Genomic DNA, 21,368 nt, shown 5'->3' on the forward strand with positions numbered 1-21,368 from the left:
CTAATAGTAATATATAATACCACGTCTGGTTATGCAAACCATCTCTCATTATATCGGATTATTTGGATGATACGTTTAGTCTAATTTTTCATGGAAAACGGCATCCTCTTGCAATTGCGTGTACAATTGCCTGAAAGAAGGGTCATTATCCAGCCAATTATTCTCAATAATCTCTTCTGCGTCCTGACGGGCTGTTTCCAAAGCCCGGTAATCGTGGATCATGTCAGCCACTTTAAATTCGGGGAGACCACTCTGTTTCTTACCAAAAAAGTCACCAGGTCCACGGAGTTTTAAATCCTGTTCGGAAAGTTCGAAGCCGTTATTCGTTTCGGTCATGATCCGCATGCGTTCTTTTCCAGTTTCCCCTTTTGGATCTGCAATCAGAATGCAATAGCTTTGCTTTTTCCCGCGGCCAACACGCCCTCTTAGCTGGTGTAACTGAGAAAGCCCAAACCGTTCTGCATCATATATGACCATAATTGTGGCATTCGTGACATTCACACCGACTTCTACAACTGTAGTGGACACAAGGACGTCCACCTCACCACTTGCGAATTGCTTCATCATGTTATCTTTTTCATCGGTGGCAAGCCTTCCATGCATCAAGCCTACATTCAGTGAACCACCATAAAAATCCTCGAGCTGCTGGTATAAGTCAACAGCATTCTGTATATCAAGCTTGTCCGATTCCTCGATTAAAGGGCAAATGACATAAGCTTGCTCACCTTGCTCCACCCGTTTGGCGATAAACTGCAATATCCGCTCAAATGTATTTGCTTTAGCCCAATGTGTTTCAATTGCTTTGCGTCCTGATGGCATTTCGTCAATTACAGAGACGTCCATGTCCCCGAATGCCGTAATTGCCAAAGTTCTAGGAATAGGCGTTGCGGTCATGAACAGCACGTCCGGATCAAGACCTTTTTCACGCAAGGCGCGCCGTTGTGCGACACCAAACCGATGCTGCTCATCCACAATCACAAATCCTAAGTCATTAAAAAAGACGTCGTCCTGAATCAAAGCATGCGTGCCGACGACAATATCGACGTCATGTTTTTCAATTGCTGCAAGCGTTTCTTTTCGCTTTTTCCCCTTAACAGATCCAGTCAATAAAGCAATCGTAGCTTTATCAGCAAACGTTTCCTTAAGTGACTGAAAATGTTGCTCAGCAAGTATTTCAGTCGGGACCATGAATGCACCTTGCTTGCCGGCGCTGATCGAAGCGTAAAGACACACCTCAGCAACCGCTGTTTTACCTGAGCCGACGTCTCCCTGTAGAAGGCGGCTCATTCGATATGGTGATTTCATATCGGCTAAAATTTGATTCAACGATCTTTGCTGTGCTGTTGTGAACGAAAAAGGAAAACTGTCTATAAACGCATTCAGCCTTTGGGCATTAAAATGCTGAGCATTTCCGCTGGTTGATTCCCGCTTTATCTTTCTCAGCATTTGCATTTTTAGCTGAAACAACAGAAATTCTTCATATATAAAACGCCGCCGGGCATGTTTTAAGTCAATTCTGCTTTTAGGAAAATGCATGATGCTGACAGCAGAAGCTCTGTCCGGCAGTTTATAAGCCTTAAGATAACGTTCCGGAAGAATTTCCTCTATATCGTTGCGATAAGCATCCAACGAACTGCTGATCGCTTTCTTTAATTTATAATTTGTGACATCACCTTTCAATGAATACATTGGCTGAATCGCAGTTTGTTCATTTGCAGGTCCTTTTTTATAATTGCTGACTGTGATTTGCAGTCTGTGTGCATCCCATTTGCCTGTCAATGTTACAATATCACCAGTATCCAGCTGTTTTTGGGCAAATGCTCTGTTAAACATGACAGCTTTTACGGCAACGCCTTCCACTTCAACGTTAAAAGACAATCTGGATTTCTTCTTACCATAAAAGTTGAGGGAAGGCTTATGAAGAACCTTTCCCTCAATCGTAACCTTATCTTCATGAATCAACTCGTCAAGGGGCTTAATTTCAAACACGTCATAGCGATAGGGAAAATAATTAAGCAAATCTTTCACTGTATGAAGTCCCATTTCTGCCAAATCTGAGGCAAATTTATCGCCGACACCCTTAATTGCTGTTACAGGATCCGTAATCACGTTAATCACTCTTCCTAGTATGATTGGTACAGGTCAAACTGACATTCCAAATATTTTGTCTTTCAAAAGACGGCCGGTAGGTGTATCTGCAAGTCCGCCTTCCCCTGTCTCACGCAAACTGGATGGCATTTGTTTTCCAATCCGGTACATAGCGCCAATCACTTCATCACACGGAATTGTACTTGTAACACCGGCCAGTGCCATATCAGCGGAAACAATAGCTAGCGAAGAACCTCCCGCATTTCGTTTAACACAAGGGACTTCAACAAGCCCGGCAACAGGGTCGCAAACAAGTCCGAGCATATTTTTTAGCGTCATGGCAAATGCTTCCGCTGACTGCTGCGGTGTACCGCCTGCCATTTCCACAATGGCTGCGGACGCCATGGCACCCGCCGAACCAACTTCTGCCTGACAACCGCCGGCTGCACCGGAGATAAATGAATTATTGGCAACAACAAAGCCGAATGCACCTGAGGTGAACAAATAACGGACCATTTGTTCACGCGACGGGTTAAGCTGGTTTTTAACGGCAAATAATGTTCCGGGAACACATCCGGCACTTCCTGCTGTCGGGGTCGCACAAATTGTTCCCATTGCAGCGTTCACTTCATTCGTACCCATCGCTTTGCTGACCGCATCCATCATCAGGTTGCCTGACAGTGGTGTATTTGATTTCATGTATTCCTGAACTTTCACTGCGTCACCACCGGTTAAACCCGTAACAGATTCTACCCCTTTCAGACTGTCCTCAACAGCTTTTTCCATAACATCGAGATTTCTTTCCATTTCGGAAAAAACTTCTTCACGCGTTTTCTCTTTCATATCCATCTCTTGTCGAATCATTACTTCTGAGATTAATATATTCTCATTTTCAGCTGTTTCCACTAATTCAGCAACTGTACGAAACATATAGGGTGCTCCTCTCCAATTGTACCGTTATTAAAAGCAACAGCTCTAAGACGCCCGGTAAAAGTAGCTGCCAGGCCATCTGTACATAAATCACAGATTCGCGCGACAATATCAGGCCATCTGTTTCAAAACAAAGTCAGCTAACAATCTTAGAAATGTTCTCGATATGGTCAGCACCTTCAAGTTCTTCAAGTACATGATCTTCAACGTTCTGATCAACTTCAATAACCATCAATGCCTCTTTGCCGACATCCTTACGATTCACTTCCATATGACCAATATTAATTTCATGTTTGGCCAGTATTTTCGTAACCGACGCGATTGCTCCAAATCGATCATTATGCATAATTAAAATCGCAGGATGATTACCAGATAAACGAAGCTCAAAACCATTTAATTCAATGATTTCAACCTTGCCTCCGCCAATTGAGATACCGACTAATTCTATCTTATCGTTGTCATCACCTATAATAAGCCTTGCAGTGTTCGGGTGGTCCACACCCGCACTGTCTTCAATGAATTCAATTTCCAACCCGCGCTCATCAGCAATTTCAAGGGCACGATTCATACGCGGATCATCGGTTTCAAACCCTAATAACCCGCCTGCTATAGCAAAGTCAGTCCCATGACCTTTATACGTTTTTGCAAATGATTCATATAAATGAATTTTAGCCCATTCAGGTTCTTTTCCCAATAAATTGCGTGCGGCCTTTCCAATCCGTGCAGCCCCTGCCGTATGCGAACTCGACGGACCTATCATAACCGGACCAATTATATCAAATACAGAATTATATTTCACAATACACTCTCCCTTTCAGGATGTATAGTATCTTTATCTTTGCTAATTATAACAAAAAACGCTATAATAATCACTTGTGGATTGTACGGAAAACAAATGTATAATCGGGCGGGAGAGGGATATTAAATTATCGAGGAATTAACATGTCTTATCACAACAACACGAAATTGCAAAGCAACGGGGGAGCATGGCCTAAAGAGATACTTGCCGGGCTAATTGGTTACTTGACGACGGTGTATATTGTGGCCGTAAATGGGTCGATTCTGAGCGAAGCAGGAGTTTCTCTTGAAACCGGCATGATTGCAACCATTCTTGCCAGTTTCTCGGGCACGCTTTTGATGGGACTATATGCAAAACTGCCTCTCATTCTCATACCTGGGATGGGCATAAATGCTCTGTTTGCATTTTCAATCGTCGGAAGCACCGAGCTGACTTTCCAGGAAGGACTGGCAGTGGTTTTCGTAGCCGCCTTGCTGTTTCTTATCACAGCGTTCACTAAAATTGGTGTTATATTAAAAGAAGCAATCCCTGAATCATTGAAGCACGCTATCACAGTCGGACTCGGCTTCTTTCTAATCCTCATTGGCCTGGAAAAAAGCGGCCTGGTCGTCAGCGGCGAACAAACAATTATTGCGATTGGTGATTTCACCTCACCCGAGTTTATAGCCAGCCTGCTGACACTTTTTGTGGCTATATTTTTATTTATGAAAAATATCCCGGCTAACTTTCTCGTTACAATGGTCGCCGGAACATTTATTGCTTATTTGTTTGGGCTGGTGGATATGAGCCAGCGTTCCATTGATATGAATTCCAATGATGTGCTATTCATTCCATCTTTTACCGCGGCTGGAGATTTTGAATTTTGGCTGGCCGTCTTTCCGTTAACCCTCATTCTTATTTTTGAAAATATGGGATTACTGCACGGACAGCTCCACATGCTGAGGCGGCAAAACAGTTACAATAAAGCGTATCAGGCTACGGCTTTCTCAACTTTATTAAGTGCGTTTTTTGGAACTTCTCCTACTGTTTCAGCAGCTGAAAATGCAGCTGTGATAAATTCAGAAGGAAAAACTGAGAAAGCTGCTCTGACTGCCGGTTTATTGTTTCTGGCAACATTATTTATTATACCTTGGATTTCAATGATTCCCAATTCAGCTATCAGCCCAATCCTGGTGATTGTCGGTGTATTGATGGCTCAGAACTTGCGGAATATCCCATTGGATGATTTATCAGAAGCGCTCCCCGCATTTCTGATAACAGCGATGATTCCATTTACTTACAGTATCGCTGACGGAATGGCCTTCGGGTTTATTGCCTATCCCATCGTTAAAATTGCTATGAAAAAACATAAAGGCCTCTCACCTGTGCTCATTGTTATTTCTGCATTATTTCTATTGTACTTTGTGATGAAAATTGCAGGGATTTAAAAAAGACCTTCCTATTAAGGAGGGTCTTTTTTTGGTTATTATTCCACTGAGAAAATAAATGAATAAATTGGCTGGTTGCCCTTATGGTGCTCAATCTCGAGATCCTCGAACCGATCTTCAACGTATTTCGTTATCAGTTCAGCATCTTTTGAGCTGGCATCCTCACCTTCTAAGATGGTCAGAATCTCATCATCTTCAGAAATAAGTTCATCGAGCAAAGATTTAACCGTTTCAAGCTGCTCTTTATTGGACGCTTTAATTTCACCGTCCGCCAGCCCCATAAAATGATCCTTTTCAATTGTAATGCCGTCGATTTGGGTGTCACGGACTGCATATGTAACTTGTCCTGACTTAACCTCTTTGCCGGCAGCTTCCATACGCTCTTGGTTTCCATTTATTGTTGCGTCCGGATGAAAAGCCAGCATTGCGCTGATGCCTTGTGGTATTGTTTTGGTAGGTACCACGGCAACATCTACAGCCGCTAAATCAGCAGCCTGCTCAGCCGCCATGATAATGTTTTTATTATTCGGCAGGATCAGCACATTATCCGCATTTGCTTCGGTGATTGCTTCGGTAATATCTTGCGTGCTTGGGTTCATGGTTTGCCCACCTTCAATAACAACAGTCGCCCCAAGACTTTCAAACATTTCTTTGATCCCCGAACCCATTGCCACCGTTATAACGCCATATTTCGTTCGCTCGGTCTGAACCGGCTGTTTTTTATCATCACCTACAATGGCTGTATGCTGATCACGCATGTTTTCGATTTTCATATTGGTCAAGGAACCAAAACGCTGGCCAAGCGTCATAACCTCACCGGGGTATTCAGCATGAACGTGCACCTTTACAAGATCCTCATCGGAAACAACAAGCAATGAATCACCATGCTTGCTCAATTCGTTACGAAAAGTCTCTTCATCAAAAGGGTGTTCTTTGAGTTTCTCGTCTTCAAACCGCACCATAAACTCCGTGCAGTAGCCGTACTCGATTTCAGAAGTATCCATATAGTCCTGAGCAATCTTATGGTGTTCAGCATTAACCATTTCACCCATCTCAATGTCGTCTGCATCCGCTGCAGGCACTTCTTCCCCTTTAAGCGCAGCCAGAAAACCTTCATAAATTGTTACAAGACCTTGACCGCCCGAGTCGACAACACCAACTTCTTTAAGAACAGGCAGAAGGTCCGGTGTACGCTTCAAAGATGCTTTTGCCTCACTGACGACCTTTTCCATTAAAGCGATTACATTTTTTTCTGTTTCCGATTCAACCACTGCCAATTCTGCGGCATCTTTGGCAACTGTTAAAATCGTGCCTTCCACAGGTTTCATAACCGCTTTATAAGCCGTAGCAACCCCACTGTCAAAAGCATTCGCCAAGTCTTCTGCTGTTAATGTCTCTTTCTTCCCCATGCCTTTGGCAAATCCACGAAACAACTGCGATAGTATAACACCTGAATTTCCCCGTGCGCCCATTAACAATCCTTTGGAAAAGGCGTTGGCAACTTCTGATATGTTGTCGCTGCTCAGTCTTTTGACCTCATCCGCACCGGAAGTAATGGATAAATTCATGTTTGTCCCGGTGTCACCGTCAGGGACAGGGAAAACATTCAATGTATCAATTTTTTCTGCATTATTTTTCAAATGCTGAGCCCCTGAGAGCACCATTTGTGTAAACATCTTGCCGTTTAATTCTTCTGACGCCACAATACTTTCCTCCCTCATAACAACAATAAGCCGAAACAGGGTCCATATATATATAAATTAGTCTTTAGACACGCGGACACCCTGTATGTAGATATTAACTGAATCAATTTCCAGTCCTAACGATTTACTAAGCGTATATTTAACCTGCGACTGAACATTATGGGCGATTTCTGAAATTTTTGTGCCATAACTGACGATAATATACATATCAATATGGAGGTGGTCTTCTTCCTGTCTGACGATAACACCTTTTGAAAAGTTCTCTTTTCTGAGAATTTCAGCTATTCCGTCTCTGATTTGACTTTTAGATGCCATGCCGACTATTCCATAGCATTCTACAGCCGCCCCACCGGCAATCGTAGATATTACTTCATTTGTAATGGTTACCATACCATCGCTCGTATTCAATTCTATGGACATAATGATCCTCCTCTGATAAAACGCTCTTTTTGAACATTTATATCAATATTTTACTATAACGACGCCCATATTAAAAGCATTCACTGCGTAATCGGATGATAATCCCTTATAACGATGAACGATTTAAATATATCTGTCAAGTTATTTTTCTTTAAACACAGTAATAATTGCGTTTGGCGCGTATCTGTGTTAAATTGAATTAGTGATTATTGGAAACAAGTGTAACAGGAGGGATCATCATGGCTAAAAAATGCACTGTAACCGGACGTAAAACCCGCACAGGAAATAATCGTTCTCACGCTATGAACGCGACAAAACGCAATTTTAAATCAAATGTGCAGAAGGTTCGTATTATGGTAGATGGCAAGCCAAAACGTGTTTATGTATCTGCCCGTGCCTTAAAATCAGGCAAAGTACAGCGTGTGTAATCATAAAGTACCCGAAAAAGCATCCCAGTCATAGGATGCTTTTTTATTTAGGCTGTTTTCGCATAGATTGTTGTCATTTACTTCGCCCCCGATGTAAACTGCGACCTTGTGAAAATTCTTCCTTCTGATGCCAGTTAGTTCTATGACACCGCTCCGGAAATACACGCCGCTTTCCGCGGGCGGCTGGTAAGCCTCCTCGGGCTGCGCCCTGCGGAGTCTCACCTATGCCTATGCTCCCGCAGGAGTCGGCGTGTATTTCCTACGCTGGCGTTGCACTCTATAATCTACTTGCTTGGTACTAACAAAAATCACGTGTGAATGTTGATTGGAGTGGAAGACAGTCGACTCCTGCGGTCGTCGGCTAAATGCGATCACGTCCTGTGACCAACGCCGATACTAGAACATCGTGTTCGTCGAAGCAACGGCTGAAGACCCCACAGGAAGCGCTAAGGTTCAAAGGCTAAGAACGCCACGTCCTGTGGCAACGCCTTTATGACCAACATCGTGTTGGCCCGAGGCTGAAGCGTTGCCCGCGGAAAGCGACTGCCTGGAACGGAAATCAACAAGCACTTTGTCGCAGTTTATGGGAACTGTGAAGGTTACAAAGCAACAATGTTTACGAAAAGAGCCTTTGTTTTCATTTGTAAAAAAAATAGCTTCTGCCATTTAATGACAAAAGCCAAATAGAGATAATCATTTATCTTTTTTAAACACACCCGCAATGACCCTTACAAAACCGCCGATAAATCTTGGGAGTTTAATAGTATAAAATTTCATGAGTTCTCCGCCTCCTCTGTATCCAAACAAAGCTTTCAATCACCTAATCAGATATCTCGGCTCTTTATTACTAATAATATGCCTTCATCGTATGAAAAAGTACCAAAATCTGAAATAAGCTTATTTGAAATACAAAGTGTTGAACCCCAGGAAACTGTTTGATCAGCTAATTTATAATAAAACCCGTCCAAAGTCAGTCCCTTCACAAAACGGGTGAAAGGTATGAAAGAAACCGCAGAATAATCCGGGTCATGCTTGATTGTATGTGTGCCCGGGCCTGTTATCTCAACAATATTTTGGCAATCAACAATAATACCTGATATACCCTGTCCCACTATCGAATAGAGTAATTGGATGTTAATTAGGGCATGATCAAGACGGCCGCCTGTTACACCTAACAAAAACACTTTATCAGGCTCTAATCTATAGGCTTGTTTAAGTGCTATCTCCATGTCTGTTTCGTCTTTCTCAGAAGGAAATTGATTAAAAACTTCTGCACTCTTTCTGACCTTATCTATGTCAGCAGCAGGCATGGAATCAAAATCCCCCACAGCGTAATCCGGCGTTATGTTATTTTCCAATAATGTCAAAGCACCCCGGTCTGCACCAATCCACACATCAACCATTGTCTCATAACGGGAGAGATCGGGTAATAATTCTTGTGGACCGTTGCCCATAATTGCGACGCGGCTCACGGTATTACTCGGCCTTTTCTGCTGCAAGCACAATTTCTTCAATTGCTTGGCTGCGGTTTTCCCGTTTATAAACCGCACTTCCGGCAACCAGGACATCTGCACCGGCTTCTGCGCAGGTTTTTGCTGTTTTTTGATCAACCCCGCCATCCACTTCGATCTCAAAGTCCAGTTGACGTTCTTTACGCCACTCAGCTATTTGTTCTACTTTATTTAGAACTTCCGGAATAAATGCCTGGCCTCCGAACCCAGGATTGACGGTCATTAGCAGTACAAGGTCGACCTCCGGCAAAATGTGGCGAATCATCTCAGCAGGTGTTGCTGGATTGATAACGACTCCGGCTTTCGCACCATGGTGCTTTATAAGCTGAATCGTTCTATGAAGATGCGGGCAAGCCTCTTGGTGGACCGTAATAATTGAGGCACCGTTTTCAGCAAATGCCGGTATATATTTGTCAGGATTTTCAATCATCAAATGGACGTCCAATGGCAATTTTGTGTGCGGTCTTATGGCTTCCACAATCAAAGGGCCAATGGTAATATTCGGAACAAAATGACCATCCATGACATCTACATGTATATAATCGGCCCCACCTCGCTCAACGTCCTGAATTTCTTCTTTCAGTTTCGAAAAATCAGCGGATAATATGGAAGGTGCTATTTTAGTCATATTAATACCTCGGCTTTCGTGATTGTATTTCATTCATAAAACGAAGATAATGATTATAGCGGCTTTGGGCGATTTCCCCTTCCGCTACCGCTTGTTTGACTGCACATTTTGGCTCCTTATTATGAAAGCAGCCGCGAAATTTACAGTCGGCCTTCCGTTCGCTTATTTCAGGGAAGCAGTCCGGGAGCTCATCAAGCATAATATCATCAAAATCGAGTGTGCTGAAACCTGGTGTGTCGGCCACAAGTCCGCCACCAACTTCGACGAGCTCAACATGTCTGGTTGTATGTTTCCCTCTGCCCAAGCTTGCTGAAATATCATCCGTTTTTAGCTTCAACGATGTATTTAAAGCGTTTAAAAGTGATGACTTTCCAACACCCGACTGTCCGGCAATGACGGATACGCGTCCGGCAAGTTCGTGTTTTAATCCGCCTGACTCTTCTGATTGCAGTGCAGATATCAATTTAACCGAATACCCAATGTTTTCATATATTCTCTGGTAGTGGTAAATAGACGCCAGTTCGCTTTCATCCTTCAAATCTTTTTTCGTAATCAAAATAATCGGTTCGATTCCTTTTGACTCAATCATGACAAGAAAACGGTCCAGCAGTAACGGATTAAAATCGGGCTTGGCCGCAGAACTGACAATAATCGCCTGATCAATATTTGCTACCGGCGGCCGAATGAGCATATTACGCCTTTTTTTAATGGAAAGTATATAGCCTTCATCAGGATTCTGGCTGTCAAACTCTACAAAATCCCCTACAAGCGGTGTAATATTTTGTTTGCGGAAGTTCCCCCTCCCACGGCACTGAAAAATATCGTCTCCTGATTTCACATAATAAAATCCGCTTAATGCTTTTATAATTCTGCCTTCAGTCATCTAGTCACCTGCCGCTTCTTCGTATGGTATTGATTTATCGATAACCACTTCATCATCGCGCATCACCCGGTAGTTAGCCACACTGTCCGGCGCTATCATCAATGTGATTGTAAATTCTCTGTCTTCTGTTATGGTATATTCTTCATGCACTTCTGACAGCGAACGGTTATTGTCACCAATATAAACTTTAACGGTCTGTTCCACAGGTTCTTCAGAAGTATTTTCCTGACTTGGGTTGTAGGAAACGTCAAATGTCTCCTCATGACTTACGGGCGGCTTTTCCTCTGGTCCTGTCGAGATATACACATTCACCTTTTCGCCTGATTCCATCTCAGTTCCCGGCCCCGGTTCCTGACGGATAACATTACCTTCAGAGGTATTTTCAGAGTTTTCTTCCCGAATTTCATGCGTAAGTCCTTGGCTTTCCAGTGTATCAATTGCCTGCTGTTCATTCATCCCTGTCAAGTTGCTTAAATTTACCGGAGCAGGTCCTAAGCTGACATCAAAAATGACTTCGGTTTCATCCGGTACGACCTCTGTTCCCGGGGAAGGATAAATTTGCGAAATAATCTGTCCTGCTTCATACTCATTTGAGTGCTCTTCTTCGGCTGATATATTGTCAAACCCTCGGTTACCCAAAATCCTTCGCACTTGATCATAATTCTCGCCGACATAATCATCAAAAGCTACGGCTTCTTTTCCCTGACTGACGATTAATGTGACAGTGTCTTCTTCTTTTACAGTCCGTCCTGCTTCAGGTTCAGATTGAATAACTACATTTTCCTCCACTTCATCCGAGTAGATATCTTCCCGCTCTGTTTGCAAATTTAACTCATGTAATTCATTTATAGCCTCTTCATATTGCATGTCGCTGATATCAGGGATTTCAACCTCATCCGGCTGAAGCCAGCCAGGCAGTACAAACAGTGAAACTGCTGCTGCTGCCAGCAATAACAAAAACGCAGTGAGCAAGATTGGCCATTTTTTTCGCTTTTTTTGTTTTCCATTCTTGGTTTTCTTTTGATTGTTTTTGGCGCCGTCTTGATCAGTTCCATTGTTGTTCGTATAAGCCATTGTTTCGCCATTTGTCTGAGGGATGATTGTATCTTCGCCTGTGTGCTGTTGCAATTGATCGTCGGTTATAATCGGAATGGCTTTTGTCTCTTCACCCTCCTGAGCCGGCGGTATAAATTTTTCTTCATTAAGCCGGTCCGGATCAAGGGCTGTGGCCAAATCTTCTTCCATGCTGTAAACTGAATCATAACGATGGAAAGGATCCTTTGCAGTCGCTTTTAAAACGATATTTTCCACGCTTTGCGGGACCTCGGGGTTAAATTGATTAACGGATGGTGTCTCATTCTGCAAATGCTTTAACGCAATTGAAACGGGTGATTGACCTGAAAAGGGCATCTCTCCCGTCAGCAATTCGAATAATACAATCCCGAGCGAATATATATCAGAAATTTTCGTTGCAGTGCCGCCTCGTGCCTGCTCAGGAGACAAGTAATGAACCGATCCAAGAATTGAATTGGTCTGTGTAAGCTGTGTAGCACTTAAAGCCATAGCAATGCCGAAATCGGTAACTTTTACTTGACCATCATTATCGATCAAAATATTTTGAGGCTTGATGTCACGATGGATAATGTCGTTCGCATGTGCATGCCCGATAGCCGATGCGATTTGCTTCATAATATCCAAAGCTTCTTGAATATCAAGCGGGGCAAAACGTTGTATGTATTCTTTCAAAGTCATGCCTCTCACATATTCCATGGCCATAAACAATACCCGGTCATCTTCCCCGACATCATATATGTTAACGATATTAGGATGAGCCAGACTCGCTGCTGATTGGGCTTCCCGATCAAAACGTGCAATAAACTCTTCATCATCAGCATAATCCATGCGTAATGCCTTAATGGCCACATCACGATCCAAAATCAAATCAGTTGCTAAATAAACGTCAGCCATACCTCCGCCGCCGATCGTTTGCTTTATTTTGTAACGCTCATTCAGCAAACGGCCATTCAACATTATCCATCCCCCTCTTCAGCTGCAGCTCTATGATGCACAACAATGATGGATATATTGTCTTCGCCGCCTCGGGCATTGGCCAGTTCTACCATCTCATTGCAAATGGCTGCAATGTCAGTGGGTTTGTTAAGAATAGTTGATAGTTCGTCATCTTTTATTTTGTCAGTCAGTCCATCAGAACACAACAACAACCTGTTATCAGAGTTCCACTGTGCAGTTTGAACATCTGCTGTTATATTTTGTTCGGTTCCGACTGCTTTTAATAATACATTCTTCCGCGGGTGCTCTTCAGCGTCTTCTTTACTGATTTGCCCAGTTTTAACGAGTTCATTCACCAGTGAATGGTCGGTCGTTATTTGCCTGAAACCCTTGTCATTCAATATATAACAACGGCTGTCACCAATATGTGCAACAGAAAAAAACGTCTCAGTGCAGATGACAGCTACAACAGTCGTCCCCATACCTGCACATTCCTCATGTGTTCGGGAATAATCCAGGACAACCACATTCATTTCGTGAAGACTTGTTCTCAGCCAACTTTCAGCTGAATCAGGTAATGAAAAAGCATCCGTTTTTTCCCATCTCTCCTGCATAAATGATGTTGCTAATCTGCTGGCAACATCCCCTGCCTGATGACCGCCCATTCCATCTGCAATCACCGCCAGCATTTGTCCGGTTTGATTATAAAATACGCCGCCTGAATCTTCATTATGACTTCTGACTTTCCCGGGATCCGTCTGAAAATAACCCTTCATCTTTTCACCTCGCATTTATACAACCTTTTAAATTGTATCAACTATTCATACGCGTTTTAGCCTTGTCAGAAAAAAACCATCTGTGGAAAAACTATGCGGGAATAACTGCAAACCAATTTCAGAAACGCCTGGTGAAGTCTGAACTTTATCAGGCAATTCTTCAAAGAACGTGTTATCAACCTGGAATTCAGGGTTATTCGCTAAGAACCTTTTAACCAGATCCTCATTTTCCATTTTATCCACAGTACATGTACTATATATCAATAGACCGTCCTTTTTTAATAAAGGAGCGACCGAATTCAATATTTCTGCTTGAATTTTTGCAAGATGCTCAATATCTTCTTCCTGCTTGTTGTATTTAATATCGGGTTTGCCTCGTATAACACCGAAACCACTGCATGGCGCATCGATTAAAATACGGTCGAACGTTTCCTTATCATGCAATTCCTGCAATTCCCGGGCGTCGGCTGCTTTGGCATTAATAATAGTAAGATCGAGCTGATCTGCCTTTTTTTGAATTTGTTTTGCTTTTTTGGCATGAAGATCGTACGCCACAATTGTTCCTTCATCCCGCATTTTTTCAGCTGTATGTGTCACCTTACCGCCAGGAGCACTGCACGCATCTAAAACAGTCATACCAGAATCAGCATTAAGCATTTCAGTTACCAACATTGAACTCTGATCCTGAATCGTTACATAACCTTCCTCAAAAAGCCGTGTATGTAAAATATTTCCTTCATCAACGATAACCCCTTGCTCAGAGAAATCTGATTTCCTTGTTTCAAACCCTAGCTCTGCAAGTTCTTCCATAATAGCTTCACGTGAGATTTTAAGCGGCTGAACACGCACAGAGAGTGGTTTTCGTTCAAGGTTGGCATAGCACATGCTGCGGGTTAATTGGAAACCGTACATGTTCTTCCAGCGTTTGACAAGCCATTCTGGATGACTGGTCTCAATAGCAAGCCGCTTTGTGTCATCTTTAATCTTAGCAGTATCAGGAACACCTTTGCGCTGCACGCTTCTCAGCACACCGTTTACCAAGGAAGCAATTCCTTTATGTCCACGATGCTTCGCAATTTCGACTGCTTCATGAATAATCGCGTGATCCGGCACTTTATCGAGGAATTGCATCTGATAGAGCGACATTCGCAGAAGCATTCGCACCCACAGCTTCAACTTTTTCTTTCTGTCCACGAAGCTTTCTAAATAGTAGTCGATTGTTAACTTGTGCTGGATAGTGCCATAAACGATCTCTGTCATCAGTGCTTCATCTTTTGGTGATATGTCACGTGTTCTTATTTCGTGGTCTATCAGTAAATGGCTGTAACCACTATCCTGTTCAATTCTTACAAGCAAATCAACGATAGCTTCTCTTAACTGAAAACTTTTCATTTAATCACCCATCATATCGCCCTTTTTAATTCTGTCCGGCGAACCTTGCAAATATTGCTTCACCGTCATTCGTTTCTTGCCGGCGGGCTGTATCTCTTCCACTTTAATGCCCTTTTGGTTACCGCAGACAACAATAAACGCTTCGTTGTCAATTATTTGAACAATCTCTCCGGGTCTACCTTTGTAATGATGATCATCGATTTCAGCCCACCATAGTTTCATGACGTCTCCCTTATAAGTCGTATACGCCACCGGCCAGGGGTACAGCCCTCTTATATGATTGTAGATAACGTCGTTTGCATTTTGCCAGTCTATTTTTTCCTGATTCCGTTTAATGTTCGAAGCAAAAGTGGCCAGGGTTTCATCTTGTTTTTCAGGAGTGACTCGCTCTGCAAAAATAGCCGGCAATGTCCTGGTTAAAAGTTGTGCACCTGTAATTGATAATTTATCATGAAGCGTTCCCACATGATCGCTGTGGGCAATCGGGACGGTCTCTTTTGCAATAATGTCGCCGGCATCCAGCTTTTCAACCATATACATAATTGTAATACCAGTTTCTTTTTTTCCTTGCAGAATGGCATGATGGATGGGAGCTCCGCCTCTAAGTTCCGGCAACAATGAAGCGTGAACATTCACACAGCCAAATTCAGGTGTATCCAGTAATTCTTTCGGCAAAATTTGTCCATAAGCAGCTGTGATAATGATATCGGGTTCATAAGCCAGTATTTTTTTGTATTCATCCCGTACCTTTTCAGGCTGCAACACCGGAATTTGGTGCTCATCGGCCGTTTTTTTCACAGGCGGAGGTGTCATAACCTTCTTCCTGCCTTTAGGCCGGTCAGGCTGCGTGACGGTCAATACGACATTATAGTCTGTCTTAATCAGCGCTTCTAATATAGGCACTGAAAAGTCCGGTGTTCCCATAAAAACGATTCGTTTCATCGGAGAGCACTCCTTTTTAGTCTCGTCTTGTTTTACATTAATTGGTATGGCTGCATATCTACAGAGATCAGTAAATCGTTTTTTCGCACGTCCTCATCAAATTGTTGAACAATCTTATTAATCAATGTCCTAAGTTCGGGCTCATGCCTGTATTTTATCATGCATTGATAACGATATCTATCTTTCACCCGTGTAATCGGAGATGGTGTTGGACCTAAAATAACACTATCGTGCTGAAGAAGCGGCCATAACGCTTGCACAATTTGCTGCGTCGACTTTACAGCTGTTATATGATTTTTATGGGAGACTGTTATTAACGCGAGAAAGACATATGGCGGATACTGAAATTTTTTGCGGATTTGCATTTCCTGTTTATAAAACGCCATATAATCATATTGACTCGCAAGTTCAATACTGTAATGCTCCGGTGTATACGTTTGAACAATTACCTCACCGGGGAGTTCGTGTCTGCCCGCCCGTCCGCTGACCTGTGTTAAAAGCTGAAAAGTTTTTTCTGCAGACCTGAAATCAGGCAGGTGCAACATCGAATCAGCTGTCAATACGCCCACCAATGTTACATTTTCAAAATCGAGCCCTTTTGCGATCATCTGGGTGCCGAGCAATATATCTGCTTCTTTATTGGCAAATTGATTCAACAGCTTTTCATGTGACCCTTTTCGTCTTGTTGTGTCAACATCCATCCGCAGAACGCGGGCTTCCGGAACGAGCTGTGTCAACGCTTCTTCTATTCGCTGTGTCCCTGTTCCGAAAAAGCGGATCAAATCGCTGCTGCATGAAGGGCAGTACATTGGCATTGGTTCCTCGTAGGAGCAGTAATGACATTTAAGCTGATTATGAAGTTTGTGAAACGTAAGCGCGATATCACAATGCGGGCACTCCTTAACATGACCGCAGTCCCGGCACATGACAAACGTTGAGTAGCCGCGCCGGTTGAGGAGAAGAACAGCTTGTTCACCACGGTTGATACGCTGGTCAATAGTCTCTTTAAGTCTTCTTGAAAACATCGAACGATTCCCTGCATGCAATTCTTCCCGCATATCAACGATGTCAACTTCAGGCATCGCTTTTTCATTTGTTCGCTTCTCGAGTACAGCCAGCTTGTAGACACCTTTTTGGGCTCTCGCATAAGATTCCAATGTTGGTGTCGCACTTCCAAGTATAACCGGGCATCGATGATTTTCACCGCGGCGAATGGCTGCATCACGGGCATGATAACGTGGCTGATCCTCCTGTTTATAACTGTTTTCATGCTCTTCGTCAATGATAATAATACCGAGGTTTTCAAAGGGGGCAAAAACAGCAGATCGCGCGCCTACTACGACCTGAACTTCTTTTCTATGAACGCGCCGCCATTCATCATATTTTTCACCATAAGATAAAGCACTATGTAAAACAGCAACGTTGGAACCAAAACGTCCTTTAAACCGATTAACCATTTGTGGTGTCAAAGATATTTCAGGGACAAGCACAATTGCCTCTTCACCTTTATTTATCACATCCTGGATAGCCTGCAAATATATTTCAGTTTTTCCGCTTCCTGTCACGCCATGCAAAAGGAACACATCGTGCTCATCATTTTTTATGTGTTGTTTTATCGGCTCAATAGCTCTCCGCTGCTCATTCGTTAATTCAAGAGCGGTTGTGGATTCAAACGCATCATCATTATATGGATTCCTGTAAACTTCTTTCTTAAATGACACGATCAAACCTTTGTCCTGTAACGCATTAATCGTCGAACGGGTAGTCTTAAACAATTTAATAAGCTGGTTTAACTCTATTTCCTCAGGGTGATCAATAAAGTAATCAATAATTTCTTTTTGTTTTTTGGCTCTGTCTGATATATCTTCAAAAGCTTCTGTAAGAAGTTGTGTTTCCACAGCCGGTCGTACAAACGCCACATGCTTCTTTGTAACGCGTGACTTAACGAGATAACGAACGGCAATAGCACCATCCTGAATCGCTCTCTGAATTTGGGAAAAGCTTACTGAGGTGTTTTCCAGCTCCTCATATGACACACTGTCCCTGCCGGCAAAAAATGCTTCAAGCTGGTCTGAAAGCGGCTCATTTGAAATGCGTTCGAGTTCTTTTTTATAGTTTGCTTTCAATACTTGAGGCAGCATGGCCTGAAAAGCGGTAATGTATAAACTTAAGGTATACTCTGCCAGCCATTTGCCAAGCTCCAGCAGTTCAGGAGTCAGTACGGGAGTTAAATCAAGCACATCATTAATTTCTTTCAGGTTGTTAAAATCAGAATCATTTGTCCAGTCCACCACATAGCCCATTATCTTTCTGGGACCAAACGGCACAATAACGCGCATACCGGGTTTCAATATTTCAAGGAATCGTTCAGGAATTACATAATCAAACGTTTGGTTTATCGAACTTGCCGGAACGTCGACAATTACTTTTGCAATATTCAATTCATGTCATCCTTCATATCACGGGAGATAAGCAATAAAATTTCTTTAGCGATGTCGTGTTTGGACCGCAGCGTTATATCTTTAGTTTCTTCCGTTTTATTCACATAAGTCACTGCGTTGGTATCACCTGCAAAACCCGCTCCTTCTGCTGCCACATCGTTAATAATGATTGCATCAAGATTTTTTTTCTTCAGTTTATTAAACCCATATTCAATCGGGTTGGTTGTCTCCGCTGCAAAGCCCGCCAAAAATTGATGTGTTTTTTGTTCGCCAAGCGATTGCAGAATGTCCTGTGTACGTTCCATTTCAACACGCCACCCACCGGATTGTTTTTTCATCTTTTCACTGAATGTTTGCTTCGGACGGTAATCCGCAACAGCAGCCGCTTTAATGACGATATCGCTTGAAGGATAATGTTTATGCATCGTCTCATACATATCTGCAGCGGAAACGACGTCGACCCGCTTGATCTGTTTATTCTGCGTTTCAACACTGACGGGGCCTGTTACAAGCGTGACTTCTGCCCCTAGTTTTGCCGCTTCCTCAGCAAGCGCGAATCCCATTTTTCCTGAGGAGTGATTGGTGAAAAAGCGGATAGGGTCTACCTTCTCCTGTGTTGGCCCGGCAGAAATTAACACTTTCTTCCCGCTTAATTCAGCTCTATTGTTTTGGTGCGTTTTAACAGCTTCAATTATGGTTTCAGGTTCTTCCAGTCGCCCTTTTCCCACATAGCCACACGCCAAATACCCATCGCCCGGCTCAATAAAGTGGTAACCCCAAGTATCCAGCCGTTGCATATTTTCCATCACACCGGGGTGCGCATACATGTGTACATTCATTGCTGGTGCTATATAGACACTTGACTGTGTGGCCAAGAGCACAGTTGTCAGCATATCATCAGCAATGCCGTTAGCCACCTTACCAATTAAATTTGCAGTTGCCGGAGCCAGAATTGTAATATCCGCCCAATCAGCCAAGTCAATATGCGCGACTTTAGCAGGATCTTTTTCATCGAATGTGTCAATATGCACCGGGTTTCGCGACAGTGCCTGAAATGTCAGCGGGGAAACAAATTTTGCAGCATTTTCTGTCATAATCACTTTCACATCCGCGCCCTGCTGAGTTAATTTACTGGTTAACGCACACGCCTTATATGCAGCGATACCGCCTGAAACACCAAGAAGTATATTTTTATTTAAAACCATTTTCAAGCCCCCGATTTTTTTTATGATTAAGACTCTTTTCATAACTTTTTAACCTTCGCATTTTCCATAAACTGCGAACTAAGTTTGAGATTGAGGTTGGGCGTGTTCCGCCGCTCCGGAAATACATGCCGCTTTCCGCGGGCGGCTGGTGAGCCTCCTCGGGCTATGCCCTGCGGGGTCTCACCTATGCCTTTGCTCCCGCAGGAGTCGGCATGTGTTTCCTCCGCTAAGGTTGTCTTGATTGTACTGCACCACAGAGACAGTAAACATTTCCAGCGCAGGCAATATACGAAGACTCCAATGGGAACAGCACGCGTCCGAAGACCCCGCAAGAAAGGTTCAAAGGCTAAGACCGCCACGTCAATAGCCAACGCCTTTGTGACCAACATCGTGTTGGCCCGAGGCCGTGCCCATGGAAAGCGAAGTATATTGCCGGAGCGATTTCAGAACTTAACGACAATCAGAAGGAAGAATTTTCACTGGTTCGCACTTTACATCTAGTACGGAGCGGATAACAGCTATCTATGCGAAAACATTCCTGGTTAATGACAGATTTGGTTTATCTAAAAATCTGACCCTCGCAGATAAGAAGCGAGGGTCATCAGGTTTAATTGCTATCATTTTTTACATGCAGCTTATCGGCCATAATCTCTTCAAGCGCCAACCCGACGTATTTATTTGATTTAGGGTTGTCAACCAACACTTTTTTATTTTCTTCCCTGATTTGACGTGCCCTCCTGGCGGCGATTGTGACAAGCGTGTATTTGGATTTAATTTTTGTTTGCAGATCGTCGATGGACGGCTCCAACATTGACATATTTTATTCCTCCTTCAATAATTGTTTGTATTGACTTGCAATTCGCTCGCGCCTGCAATGTTCACTTTGAATAATTGATTGAATTTTGGTAACGGCAGAATTAACATCATCATTGACAACGACATAATCATATGCATCCATCATGTGAATTTCATTTCGCGCTTCTTTCAGCCGTTCAAACACTAAATCCTCGGATTCCGTGCCCCTATCAACGATACGGTTTTTTAATTCCTCCAGGCTGGGCGGGAATAAAAAGATAAAAACACCTTCCGGGAAATTTTCTTTCACTTGCATAGCACCCTGTACTTCAATCTCGAGAAATACATCCTTGCCTGATGCAAGCGTATCCTCCACATATTTCCGTGGTGTTCCGTAATAATTATTGACAAAACGAGCATATTCCAAAAGCTGACCCGCTTCGACCATATTCTCAAATTCTTCATTTGTTTTAAAGAAGTAATCAATACCTTCTTTTTCTCCGGAACGTTTCTCCCTGGTCGTCATTGAGATTGAATAAGCCAGGTCGTTTGCACGATTAAAAAGCTCTTTTCTCACAGTGCCTTTACCTACGCCTGAAGGCCCGGATAAAATGAATAAAATGCCTTTTTCATCAATCAAATCATTTCCTCCTAGCTATTCTCATCTGCATCATCTTCATTACTGATGACTCGCTGACCGACTGTTTCGGGCTGTACAGCTGATAGCACAACATAATCACTGTCGGTTATAATAACAGCACGGGTGCGCCGTCCATAAGTTGCATCGACCAGTTTATTATTGTCACGCGCTACCGTTATAATTCGTTTAATTGGTGCTGATTCGGGCGACACAATCGAAATGACCCGATTTGCCGAAACAACATTACCGAACCCTATATTTATCAATCGTAAACTCAAATTGGCTCCCCCTTAAAAAATCCGTTTCAAATCTATGTAGCTATAAAATCCATTATAGATTAAATAATCGCC

Annotated in this window: 23 protein-coding genes; 3 read left to right on the forward strand and 20 right to left on the reverse strand. The window is 43.0% G+C overall.

Annotated elements, in window-relative coordinates:
* Nucleotides 1–75: 75 nt before the first annotated feature.
* The 3 genes from recG to sdaAB form a co-directional block, all read right to left on the reverse strand.
* The gene (gene recG / locus BMZ22_RS07115; protein ID WP_090083624.1) at nucleotides 76–2,109 is read right to left on the reverse strand and encodes an ATP-dependent DNA helicase RecG; all 2,034 of its coding nucleotides are present in this window, start codon (nucleotides 2,107–2,109) and stop codon (nucleotides 76–78) included.
* 33 nt (nucleotides 2,110–2,142) lie between these two features.
* Complete coding sequence (sdaAA, locus tag BMZ22_RS07120; protein ID WP_090083626.1) at nucleotides 2,143–3,018, reverse strand: L-serine ammonia-lyase, iron-sulfur-dependent, subunit alpha; 876 nt, start codon at nucleotides 3,016–3,018, stop codon at nucleotides 2,143–2,145.
* A 136-nt stretch (nucleotides 3,019–3,154) separates the two neighbouring features.
* Nucleotides 3,155–3,817 (reverse strand): L-serine ammonia-lyase, iron-sulfur-dependent subunit beta, encoded by a 663-nt coding sequence (gene sdaAB, locus BMZ22_RS07125; protein ID WP_090083630.1) that lies wholly within the window; start codon nucleotides 3,815–3,817, stop codon nucleotides 3,155–3,157.
* A gap of 143 nt (nucleotides 3,818–3,960) precedes the next feature.
* Here sdaAB and BMZ22_RS07130 point away from each other — a divergent pair, with 143 nt between their 5' ends.
* Nucleotides 3,961–5,244, forward strand: a complete 1,284-nt coding sequence (locus BMZ22_RS07130) for an NCS2 family permease (RefSeq protein ID WP_090083632.1) — start codon at nucleotides 3,961–3,963, stop codon at nucleotides 5,242–5,244.
* 38 nt (nucleotides 5,245–5,282) lie between these two features.
* On the opposite strand, the gene BMZ22_RS07135 is transcribed toward BMZ22_RS07130, so the two are convergent.
* Nucleotides 5,283–6,947 carry a DAK2 domain-containing protein gene (locus tag BMZ22_RS07135; protein ID WP_090083635.1) on the reverse strand — a complete coding sequence of 555 codons (1,665 nt, stop codon included), beginning with the start codon at nucleotides 6,945–6,947 and terminating at the stop codon, nucleotides 5,283–5,285.
* A gap of 57 nt (nucleotides 6,948–7,004) precedes the next feature.
* Nucleotides 7,005–7,367: an Asp23/Gls24 family envelope stress response protein gene (locus BMZ22_RS07140; protein WP_090083638.1), complete on the reverse strand. Its 363-nt coding sequence runs from the start codon at nucleotides 7,365–7,367 to the stop codon at nucleotides 7,005–7,007.
* Between the two features lie 239 nt (nucleotides 7,368–7,606).
* Between BMZ22_RS07140 and rpmB the strand changes: the two genes are divergently transcribed.
* Nucleotides 7,607–7,795 carry a 50S ribosomal protein L28 gene (gene rpmB / locus BMZ22_RS07145; protein WP_068440940.1) on the forward strand — a complete coding sequence of 63 codons (189 nt, stop codon included), beginning with the start codon at nucleotides 7,607–7,609 and terminating at the stop codon, nucleotides 7,793–7,795.
* A 453-nt stretch (nucleotides 7,796–8,248) separates the two neighbouring features.
* Here the strand turns inward: rpmB and BMZ22_RS17085 are convergent, their stop codons facing one another.
* Genes BMZ22_RS17085 through BMZ22_RS17250 form a run of 12 tightly spaced genes read right to left on the reverse strand, consistent with a single transcriptional unit; the run spans nucleotide 8,249 to nucleotide 19,825 of the window.
* Entirely contained in the window at nucleotides 8,249–8,461 is a 213-nt protein-coding gene (locus tag BMZ22_RS17085; RefSeq protein WP_218144025.1) for a hypothetical protein, read from the reverse strand.
* 27 nt (nucleotides 8,462–8,488) lie between these two features.
* Nucleotides 8,489–8,572 carry a stage V sporulation protein SpoVM gene (spoVM, locus tag BMZ22_RS07155; RefSeq protein ID WP_010530495.1) on the reverse strand — a complete coding sequence of 28 codons (84 nt, stop codon included), beginning with the start codon at nucleotides 8,570–8,572 and terminating at the stop codon, nucleotides 8,489–8,491.
* Between the two features lie 47 nt (nucleotides 8,573–8,619).
* Nucleotides 8,620–9,363 (reverse strand): thiamine diphosphokinase, encoded by a 744-nt coding sequence (locus tag BMZ22_RS07160; protein ID WP_090083644.1) that lies wholly within the window; start codon nucleotides 9,361–9,363, stop codon nucleotides 8,620–8,622.
* On the reverse strand, nucleotides 9,272–9,934 hold the full coding sequence (gene rpe, locus BMZ22_RS07165) for a ribulose-phosphate 3-epimerase (RefSeq protein WP_090083646.1): 663 nt from the start codon (nucleotides 9,932–9,934) through the stop codon (nucleotides 9,272–9,274). Before rpe ends, BMZ22_RS07160 begins: the two co-directional genes overlap by 92 nt.
* Nucleotide 9,935: 1 nt before the next feature.
* The gene (gene rsgA, locus BMZ22_RS07170) at nucleotides 9,936–10,817 is read right to left on the reverse strand and encodes a ribosome small subunit-dependent GTPase A (protein WP_090083650.1); all 882 of its coding nucleotides are present in this window, start codon (nucleotides 10,815–10,817) and stop codon (nucleotides 9,936–9,938) included.
* Nucleotides 10,818–12,848 (reverse strand): Stk1 family PASTA domain-containing Ser/Thr kinase, encoded by a 2,031-nt coding sequence (gene pknB / locus BMZ22_RS07175; protein ID WP_090083654.1) that lies wholly within the window; start codon nucleotides 12,846–12,848, stop codon nucleotides 10,818–10,820.
* Nucleotides 12,848–13,603, reverse strand: a complete 756-nt coding sequence (locus tag BMZ22_RS07180) for a Stp1/IreP family PP2C-type Ser/Thr phosphatase (RefSeq protein ID WP_090083977.1) — start codon at nucleotides 13,601–13,603, stop codon at nucleotides 12,848–12,850. Before BMZ22_RS07180 ends, pknB begins: the two co-directional genes overlap by 1 nt.
* 45 nt (nucleotides 13,604–13,648) lie before the next feature.
* A complete protein-coding gene (gene rsmB / locus BMZ22_RS07185) occupies nucleotides 13,649–14,995 on the reverse strand; it encodes a 16S rRNA (cytosine(967)-C(5))-methyltransferase RsmB (RefSeq protein WP_090083656.1) in 1,347 nt (448 codons plus the stop codon).
* Complete coding sequence (gene fmt, locus BMZ22_RS07190) at nucleotides 14,996–15,937, reverse strand: methionyl-tRNA formyltransferase (RefSeq protein ID WP_090083657.1); 942 nt, start codon at nucleotides 15,935–15,937, stop codon at nucleotides 14,996–14,998.
* Between the two features lie 32 nt (nucleotides 15,938–15,969).
* Nucleotides 15,970–18,378: a primosomal protein N' gene (gene priA / locus BMZ22_RS07195; RefSeq protein ID WP_090083659.1), complete on the reverse strand. Its 2,409-nt coding sequence runs from the start codon at nucleotides 18,376–18,378 to the stop codon at nucleotides 15,970–15,972.
* Nucleotides 18,375–19,583, reverse strand: a complete 1,209-nt coding sequence (gene coaBC, locus BMZ22_RS07200) for a bifunctional phosphopantothenoylcysteine decarboxylase/phosphopantothenate--cysteine ligase CoaBC (protein ID WP_090083660.1) — start codon at nucleotides 19,581–19,583, stop codon at nucleotides 18,375–18,377. Before coaBC ends, priA begins: the two co-directional genes overlap by 4 nt.
* Before the next feature lie 38 nt (nucleotides 19,584–19,621).
* Entirely contained in the window at nucleotides 19,622–19,825 is a 204-nt protein-coding gene (locus tag BMZ22_RS17250) for a hypothetical protein (RefSeq protein WP_245745264.1), read from the reverse strand.
* 58 nt (nucleotides 19,826–19,883) lie between these two features.
* On the opposite strand from BMZ22_RS17250, the gene BMZ22_RS17090 reads away from it, so the two are divergent.
* On the forward strand, nucleotides 19,884–20,084 hold the full coding sequence (locus tag BMZ22_RS17090) for a hypothetical protein (protein ID WP_218144026.1): 201 nt from the start codon (nucleotides 19,884–19,886) through the stop codon (nucleotides 20,082–20,084).
* A 106-nt stretch (nucleotides 20,085–20,190) separates the two neighbouring features.
* Here BMZ22_RS17090 and rpoZ read toward each other — a convergent pair whose 3' ends face one another.
* From rpoZ to remA, 3 genes are read right to left on the reverse strand one after another with little or no spacing between them, the layout of a single operon-like run.
* On the reverse strand, nucleotides 20,191–20,394 hold the full coding sequence (gene rpoZ, locus BMZ22_RS07205) for a DNA-directed RNA polymerase subunit omega (protein ID WP_090083980.1): 204 nt from the start codon (nucleotides 20,392–20,394) through the stop codon (nucleotides 20,191–20,193).
* A gap of 9 nt (nucleotides 20,395–20,403) precedes the next feature.
* On the reverse strand, nucleotides 20,404–21,018 hold the full coding sequence (gene gmk / locus BMZ22_RS07210) for a guanylate kinase (protein ID WP_090083662.1): 615 nt from the start codon (nucleotides 21,016–21,018) through the stop codon (nucleotides 20,404–20,406).
* 11 nt (nucleotides 21,019–21,029) lie between these two features.
* The gene (gene remA, locus BMZ22_RS07215) at nucleotides 21,030–21,296 is read right to left on the reverse strand and encodes an extracellular matrix/biofilm regulator RemA (protein WP_090083663.1); all 267 of its coding nucleotides are present in this window, start codon (nucleotides 21,294–21,296) and stop codon (nucleotides 21,030–21,032) included.
* Nucleotides 21,297–21,368 lie beyond the last annotated feature (72 nt).

This window comes from Lentibacillus persicus, from assembly GCF_900112705.1.
Lineage (GTDB): Bacteria > Bacillota > Bacilli > Bacillales > Amphibacillaceae > Lentibacillus > Lentibacillus persicus.